General features: G+C 63.3%; 6 protein-coding genes. 5 read left to right on the top strand and 1 reads right to left on the bottom strand.

Annotated elements, in window-relative coordinates; translation table 11 throughout:
* Window positions 1–4 precede the first annotated feature (4 nt).
* From ACTMS9_RS06485 to ACTMS9_RS06505, 5 genes are all read left to right on the top strand, one after another.
* On the top strand, window positions 5–604 hold the full coding sequence (locus tag ACTMS9_RS06485) for a hypothetical protein (protein ID WP_441164410.1): 600 nt from the start codon (window positions 5–7) through the stop codon (window positions 602–604).
* Window positions 597–1,709 carry a DUF262 domain-containing protein gene (locus ACTMS9_RS06490; RefSeq protein WP_441164411.1) on the top strand — a complete coding sequence of 371 codons (1,113 nt, stop codon included), beginning with the start codon at window positions 597–599 and terminating at the stop codon, window positions 1,707–1,709. Before ACTMS9_RS06485 ends, ACTMS9_RS06490 begins: the two co-directional genes overlap by 8 nt.
* Window positions 1,710–3,209: 1,500 nt before the next feature.
* A complete protein-coding gene (locus ACTMS9_RS06495) occupies window positions 3,210–4,010 on the top strand; it encodes a DeoR family transcriptional regulator (protein ID WP_441164412.1) in 801 nt (266 codons plus the stop codon).
* Between the two features lie 698 nt (window positions 4,011–4,708).
* Window positions 4,709–4,912 carry a transcription antiterminator/RNA stability regulator CspE gene (gene cspE, locus ACTMS9_RS06500; protein ID WP_013283833.1) on the top strand — a complete coding sequence of 68 codons (204 nt, stop codon included), beginning with the start codon at window positions 4,709–4,711 and terminating at the stop codon, window positions 4,910–4,912.
* Window positions 4,913–5,336: 424 nt separating this feature from the next.
* Window positions 5,337–5,618, top strand: a complete 282-nt coding sequence (locus ACTMS9_RS06505; protein ID WP_441144766.1) for a hypothetical protein — start codon at window positions 5,337–5,339, stop codon at window positions 5,616–5,618.
* A gap of 28 nt (window positions 5,619–5,646) precedes the next feature.
* Here ACTMS9_RS06505 and ACTMS9_RS06510 read toward each other — a convergent pair whose 3' ends face one another.
* Window positions 5,647–6,828 (bottom strand): low temperature requirement protein A, encoded by a 1,182-nt coding sequence (locus tag ACTMS9_RS06510; protein WP_441144764.1) that lies wholly within the window; start codon window positions 6,826–6,828, stop codon window positions 5,647–5,649.
* Window positions 6,829–7,367 lie beyond the last annotated feature (539 nt).

Here is a 7,367-nt window from a genome sequence, read left to right on the forward strand (position 1 = left end):
GAGCATGAACGAGATTTCAGGACTACCCGAATTCTGGGAGGAGTTTTGCTCTCTAGGAAAGGAAGTTGACTACTTTGTAACTGCCCGTCTGTTCGACGGGACACCCGCGGCATGGCCTCACGAACTCAACTACATCAAATGGCGGCATCGGGTTGCAACCGAACTTGGCGTCGACCCGATGGCGGTCCAGTTAGTCGGAAGCGCCCGTTTGGGCTATTCGCTTAACCCAAAGAAAAACTTTAGGAAGTTCCATGAAAGCTCGGACTTGGACATCGCGGTGATCTCGCCAGAGCTGTTCGATCGAGCGTGGGGTGAGCTCCGAGAAATAATCGAGGACGAATTCTTTGCCAGTAAGAAGAACTATCTCCGGAAGCTGGTTTTCGAAGAATGCATCGCCCTCGATGTCATACTGCCTCGCCTGTCTTTCGGTGAGCGGTGGTCACGGTCGAGAGATAGCTTCATCGAGGATCTCGGCGAGGCTTTCATAAATTGCGAAGTCAATTATCGACTGTACCGCAACCATAAGTCACTCAGGGTCTATCAGGTGAAGAGTGTGAATATCGCGCGGAATCGTGCGATCGAGGAGGGCGTGCACAATGGCTGATCACGGACTCAAGTTCGAGATCGAGTCGAAAACTGTAGCGGAGTTTCGGTCGCTGAACAAATCCGGCGAACTGATCCTTCAGCCTGAATACCAGCGTCAGGCGGTCTGGCCCGAACGGGCCAAGGTGTCCTTGATGGAGACCATCCTCCTCGGATATCCAATCCCGGAGATCTATCTCGCTTACGAAACCTCGCCGGAAGGTGAGCAAAAAGCTTCCGTTGTTGACGGTCAACAGCGCCTTACCTCTCTGCTTGGGTTTCTGAACAACAAATTCCCGCTGGATGGGCTAGAGGACGAGAAGCTGAGGGAGAAGTTCGAGGGATTGTTTTTCACGGAACTCCCCGACGATGTGCGTCAAGAGTTCTTCCAGTACCGTTTCCCGATTCGGCGCCTATCGAACCTTGCCGATGAGTTTGTGCGCGCAGTTTTCGCCCGCGTCAACAGGGTTAATATGGTGCTAACGGAGCAAGAGCTCCGAAATGCTCTGTTGCCTGGCCCGTTCAACGACTTTCTGAAGGACTGTGTAGCTCACCCAATAGGTGCGGTGTCCGGAGTTTTTAGTGGTGAACGACGCAAGCGAGGCGGTGACCTAGAGTTCTATGCCGAGGTATTCGGCACCTGCATCTTTGGGCTCTCTAACAAAAAGACCGAACTCGACGAGCGCTATGACAAAATCTCTGCAGATTTCGAAGACTACCAGGATCGTTCAATAGAGTTCCTCGCGCTACTGACGTTCCTGAAGAACACCATTAAGTGGGCAGGTCGAACCAGGTGGTCGAACATTGTCGATATGTTCACGCTGCTGCACGTTTCTTGGGGCCTGCGCGAGAAGTTCGGCAATGCCGACTCGGTTCAGACGGAGCAGATTCGGGATCTTCTGGACCTATTTCAGCGGGCAGTCTCGGCCAAGAAGCGAAACAGCGAGAACGGTGAGAGCGTCGGCCTCACTGCATCTCTTTCAACAATGCTCGAAATGGCACCAGAGGAAGTCGATAAGGCCATCGAAGGTTATATGTCAGGTATTCGGAACTCGTCCGACTTGGGATCACGCCGAATTCGCTCTCAGCAGCTAGGATACTTACTTCTGAGGAAGCTTGAGAGTTAAACGAACCGTTGCGACTTGTGATCATTTCGAAATGAGCTTCTTTCCTGAGTGCGGCTCGCTTCGGCGTGGTGCAGGACGAGGGCGGCCTGGATGCTCGCGGTAGCGCGGCGCGGGCGGCAGGGCGGGCCCGCCGGATAGCCCGCTGGAAGGAAAGGTCGTGGCGCTTCGACTCTGCTTGGTCTCTTCCTGGACATCGTGAGGGCCCGCAGTGGGTGGTCCGGATGCATGCCACATGCCTCGACTCTGTGCTGCGTTCAGCGACTCGGTCCGTCTTTGTCTTGATGTGACGGTGCGGATGCGTTGGACTGACAACTGGTCGTTGTCCGAGCAAGGGATGATCGTGGCCGCGCAGGTGGATTCCGAGTGGTGGAGCTCGGGGCTGTGGAACGGCCGGCCGATCAGTGACTTTCTGCGGCAGCGCGATGTCACCGCGATCTTCCGCTTTCTCCGCGCGGGGGGTGTCGTACTTGCGCTGGTCTGGCCTCCGAACGTGCTCCAGGCGGAGCCGACACGATGCAGCTACCCGCACCTGGGTGGGGCGAAGTGTGTCTGCTCGGGCTTGGTCGCCATCCGTGTTCAGGTTGACGATTCCAATTGCGGTTAGTTTTGGCTGCGAACCAGCCGGACGGGCCGGGTCGTTTCGACCGTGCCTGCGCCGGCTACCCGCCGCCACGATGGGCACCGTTGGGTGGCTCGACGGGTGCTCGGGCGCTGTGGACGGACCCGTGGTCGGGTGGACTGACTGGGACGCTTACTCGACTGAATCGGGCCGGAGCCGCGAGCAGATGGACTCACGCGACCCGGTTGCACTGTGTGAGGCGACCAAGATCAAGCTCTTAATCCGCGGGTTCGGGGTTCGAGTCCCTGGCGGCGCACAGGTGATCAAGGCTCTGGCCTGGTGGTTCTCCACCAGGCCAGAGCCTTTTTCGTGTCCGTGGCGATGGCTGGGTGCTCGGTGGGTGATCGGGAGCGGTGGGACCGTTCCGGCCGGCGGTGGACGCGGTGCGGTGGTCATGGACGCGTGCTCTGATGTGGCCGCAGTCCGCCGTGTGGTTCTCGCCGGGCGGGCTACCGTAGCGCGTCGATGGCGCGGGACTGCTGGTGTCACCCTCGGTGACGACCGTGATGATGGCTCCGATGCGGCGGTGAGCTTCCACCGGGCCGGCGAGGCCGCTGTATGGCGGGTGTTGCGAGGCGGGCAGTCTGGCCTTAAAAGATCAACTCGCCGCGGTCCGGTCTGCCTCCATCGTTGTTTTTGCCCTCAGCTCTTCGGCCGGTTCTCTGAACAGTGATCTCCAAAATCGGCCCCAAAACCCCGGTTTGGAGACGAGGGGTGCTTGCAGAGCCCGCCAGTGCTTCGTCCGATGCCCCGGAAGAGGCTCGTCCTCGGCCTCGGTGATCTCGGTTGCGCTGCCCCGAGGCGGTTCCTCTGACCACCCTCCGTTACCGGTCGGCGAAACCGGCTGTCCAGCTGTCGGTGTCTGGAGGGATCATCACAGGATGGGTGACGACGCGGCCGTGCTGCGGTTGTCGCCGCGGCGGTGGCGGATCTTGTCGTTCCTGGCGCAGCACGCTCTGGCGTCGACGATGGATCTGGCCCTGGTCTGTGACGTGTCGCGGCTGACGGCTCACCGGGACCTGGTCTGGTTGCACGAGGCGGGGCTGGTGAGCCGGCAGCGCTCGGAGGAGGACCGTACCCACACCTGGTGGTACAAGGCGACCGCCGAGGGGACCGAGCGGCTCCGCCGTGATTTGGCGGCCTCGGGGCGGCCGGTGCCTCTGCAACTGGGCCGGCGGCATCCGAGCGCGTCGGACGATCTGCTGTTCCTGCCGCTGGTCGAGGTGTCGCGGCGGAATCCGGGGCGGTGTGGGCTGTTCCAGTGGCTGGCGACGATGGACGCCTCGGCGTGGCTGCGCCAGCACGATCTGGCGTACCTGCGCGCCGACGGCTATGGGGTCTGGCTTGAGGATGGACGGTGCCTACGGTTCCTGGTGCACGTCGACCGTGGCCCGGTAGGTGAGGTAGTCGCCGAACACGAGAAGCGGACGTACGGGCTGGGCGGGCTGCTGGCCGGCTACCGGCGTACCGATCCGGTGGTGCCGGTCGGGGCCGTGTTGGTCGTCGCCGAGGACGCCGAACGAGAGGAGCAGTTGCTGGCCGGCCTGGTCCGCGAGCCGCTGCGGGCGCTCATCGCCACGACCAACAGGAACATGTTGTATCGGCACTGGCCGAATGAGCAGCTTTGGCGGGTACCGGGCGAGGACGAGCACCGCAGCCGACTGATCGAGATCGCCGGCTGAAATAGGAGGACGTTCCGACGCCGACAAGCATGAGTCGATCCGAGGAGACTCGGAGTGGCGTCAGGTGGCGGCGACTCGTCGGACGCACTCGTCTGCCGATGTGCGCGCACCTGACCTTGCTTCAAGGCGCCCCTCCGATGTCAGGCGATCGCGCGGGTGCGGCCGCCCCGCACGGCCACCAGCGTCGGCACGACGCGAACCACACCAAGGTTCTCCACCGAAACCACTGGGCGAGCCGGCCGATCCGCCTACCTGACCCCGTCCCGCCTCAGAGCGAGACAGCGCTTCCGCAGGTGCCCACGCCGAGCCCGTGTGGACGGACATCGTGGCCGCTCGGCCTGACGGCGCCCGACTAGAATTCACGCCACACCGGGCGCGACCTGCCGATTCTCGGTGTCGCTGCTACTTTTTCAGTCTTGCAACCAGCCCATCGTGAAACCGGTCAACGTGCCGTCGACGCGGCGTGGCAAGCAGAGGAGTGACCAGGTCCACTCACCGCCATGGGATCGACGACAGATCATGTGCTACGGTAACCGAGTTGCAGTTTTGATTTCCGTAGACGTTTTCCGGCGCCTGATGGGGCATCTGAAACCCATCCAGGCGCTTTTCGTTTTTCGTGTCGTTTCGACGCGGGTGATCAACGCGGCGGCGTAAGGGTCCGCAGAGTGCGGTCTCTAACAGCCTGCGAAGGAGCAGACATGACTACAGGTACCGTGAAGTGGTTCAACGCCGACAAGGGCTTCGGCTTCATCAGCCCGGACGACGGCGGCGCCGACGTCTTCGCCCACTTCTCTGCAATCTCTGCGAGCGGCTTCCGCAGCCTCGACGAGAATCAGAAGGTGGAGTTCGACATCACCCAGGGCCAGAAGGGCCCGCAGGCGGAGAACATCCGCCCGCTTTGATCCACACTGCGAACGGCGGCCCGACTGGTTCAGCGGGCCGCCGTTCGGCGTTTCATGCGCTCACCACGGCATCGCGAAAATCGTCTGATCGGCAGAAGGCCGGCCATCTCGGTGTGGAGCCAGCTCAGCATTGCCCCCGTGTTCTCTTCTTCGGATCGATTCGGACCTCGGGCGCTAGTCTGCCCAGGCCGACTGTCAGCTCGCCCAAGGCGCGCCTTCGGCTCATGAACCAGACAGACACAGACGTCGACCCTTATCGCTGACGACCCGAATTCCGCATCGCCGTCGTCCTGACGGTCGAGGCACGTACGGTCGCGGTCCAAGTGGAGCACACCATGGTCGGACTCAACGCCTCGCCTCCTGATGACTGTCAGACAGCCGGGACCCGGGGTGCGCGGCGTTACATCCTGAAGGGTTGATGACTATGACGACGACCTACTCGGGTCCTGCGAGGCTGATCCTGGTCGACGGCGCATGCATATCCGGCATGGCTTCCCTCAGTACCAACCATCGCGGAGGACTCAACGGCTGGGGCGGCACGTTCCGTCCGGACGAGATCACGACAGACCTTCGCAACGCCGTCGAAGGGCTGCAATTGGAACTGCCCTACGATCGGATGGGGACAGTCGCCGTCACCGGCATACGCAAGCTACTCGCCACGCAGGTGTTGATGTCGTTGGCAGGCCGCGGACCCGCACCATTCTGATCGTGCGCCGCACGGCCGCCACTTCCGGCTAGCCGGGTGGTGACGGCGGCTCGGGCGGGCGTCCGCGGGCGCGGGCTGCGTCGGATATGGCGATCCCGGTCAGGACGAGGGCAGCAGCGGCGGCGACCACGACTGGCGGCAGGGGGAGCATCGCCGGCGTCAGGGCGGCCAGCGCAAGGACGCCGATCGGTCGGGACCGGGACACGCGGCCGAATACCGCGTGCTCGAAGCGGGCGCGCCCGGCCAGGTACAGCGCGGGTCCGCCGAGGATGACGGCGATCCAGGCCGGCGGGGTATGCCCGAGTGGATGGGCGATGACAAGTTCGTCGCCGACGGCTACAGCGACCACGCCGGCCACCATGGCCAGGTGGGCGTATGACGCCGATCCGGCGAGGCGGACCGGGTCGGCAGACACGGCAATCGCTTCCGCCAGGACTTGTCCAGCGCGGTATATGTAGATCCGCCACAGCAGCACGGTGGTCGCGATCGACACTGCGAACGCGGCGGCCCCGTCCGGCGTGAAGCCGCTGGTGCTCAGCGCCAGTCCGGTAACCAGGATCAGCTCGCCGAGCGCGATGATGAAGAACTGCCGGTAGCGCTCGGACAGGTGCTCGCCCGAGATCACGAGGTCTTGGCTGGGCGTTCGGCCCGCCCCCGGGGTGGGGAAGCCGATTCTGCCTGCCGTGTGGTCAAGGACCACCGCGAGTGCCCACAACGCGCCACGCGCCGTACCGTGCATGAGCGCCCCCGCGATCCACGGCAGCGCCGACAGGCCGTACCAGAACAGCCCGCGCATGGCGTGGCGCTGCAGTTGGTGGTTACGCAGAACGGCCACGAGGACGAGCCCGCGGCCGAGCTGGATGGCGACGTAGGCGCCCGCGAAGATCAGGCCCGTGTCGCCGAATGCCTCGGGCACCGCGGCCGCCATCACCAGGCTGCCGACCATGGTCGCGATGACCAGCGCCTGGAATACCGGTCGTTGCGGGTCCGTCCGGTCGGTTAGCCACGCGGTGCTGGACCAGACCCACCACATGGCCCCCAACAGCACCAGCGTCCGGAAGGCACCGCTCCACCCGAGATCCTCGGCCAGGCCGCGCGAGAGCTGAGCGAGCGCGAGGACAAACACCAGGTCGAAGAAGAGTTCCAGGAACGTAGCCCGCTGTGGATCCCCGGCTTTCCGCACCAGCCCGGCCGCCCTGCTCGTCGTCATCGGCTCGCCCGTTCTGCCAGCTCTGCTCCAGGTTTGGGAGCATTCTGACATGCGGCAGCGGCGGTGACCGCGGACGTGCTGCCGTGGACTGGATCGAGCGACCCGCGTTACACGGACGGGCGACGGTCGAGGCCGGTGAGTTCCTTCCATCCGTCGCCGCTGGATCGGATTAGCTCGTCGACCTTGGCCAAGCGTCGGGCCGGTGCTACAGAGGGCGGAGTGTCACCCAGGTCCTGATACCGATATGTCACGCAGGTCCTCAAACCGGACAGCCGGCTGCCGGCAAATGTCGGGCTTCACTTGATGCGTGACGCATTGGTTCCACTTGACGCGTTACGGGTTTCCGCGCGATGGGCTGCGGCTGTTACATGGAGTTACTACTCAGCCGGACGCCGGGCGGACTCGACGGCCCGTTAGAGGCGCGCGGTCAGCGGCAGAAGCGGCTACCCGCAATCGTCGGGCTTAGTGCTCCTAACTCTTTGAGTGTTGGAGTCTGCGCCAGCAGATGATGGCGCAGGCGAGGGTGAGGAATGCTTCGT

This window comes from Micromonospora sp. L31, assembly GCF_052068075.1.
In the GTDB taxonomy this organism is placed as follows: domain Bacteria; phylum Actinomycetota; class Actinomycetes; order Mycobacteriales; family Micromonosporaceae; genus Micromonospora; species Micromonospora purpureochromogenes.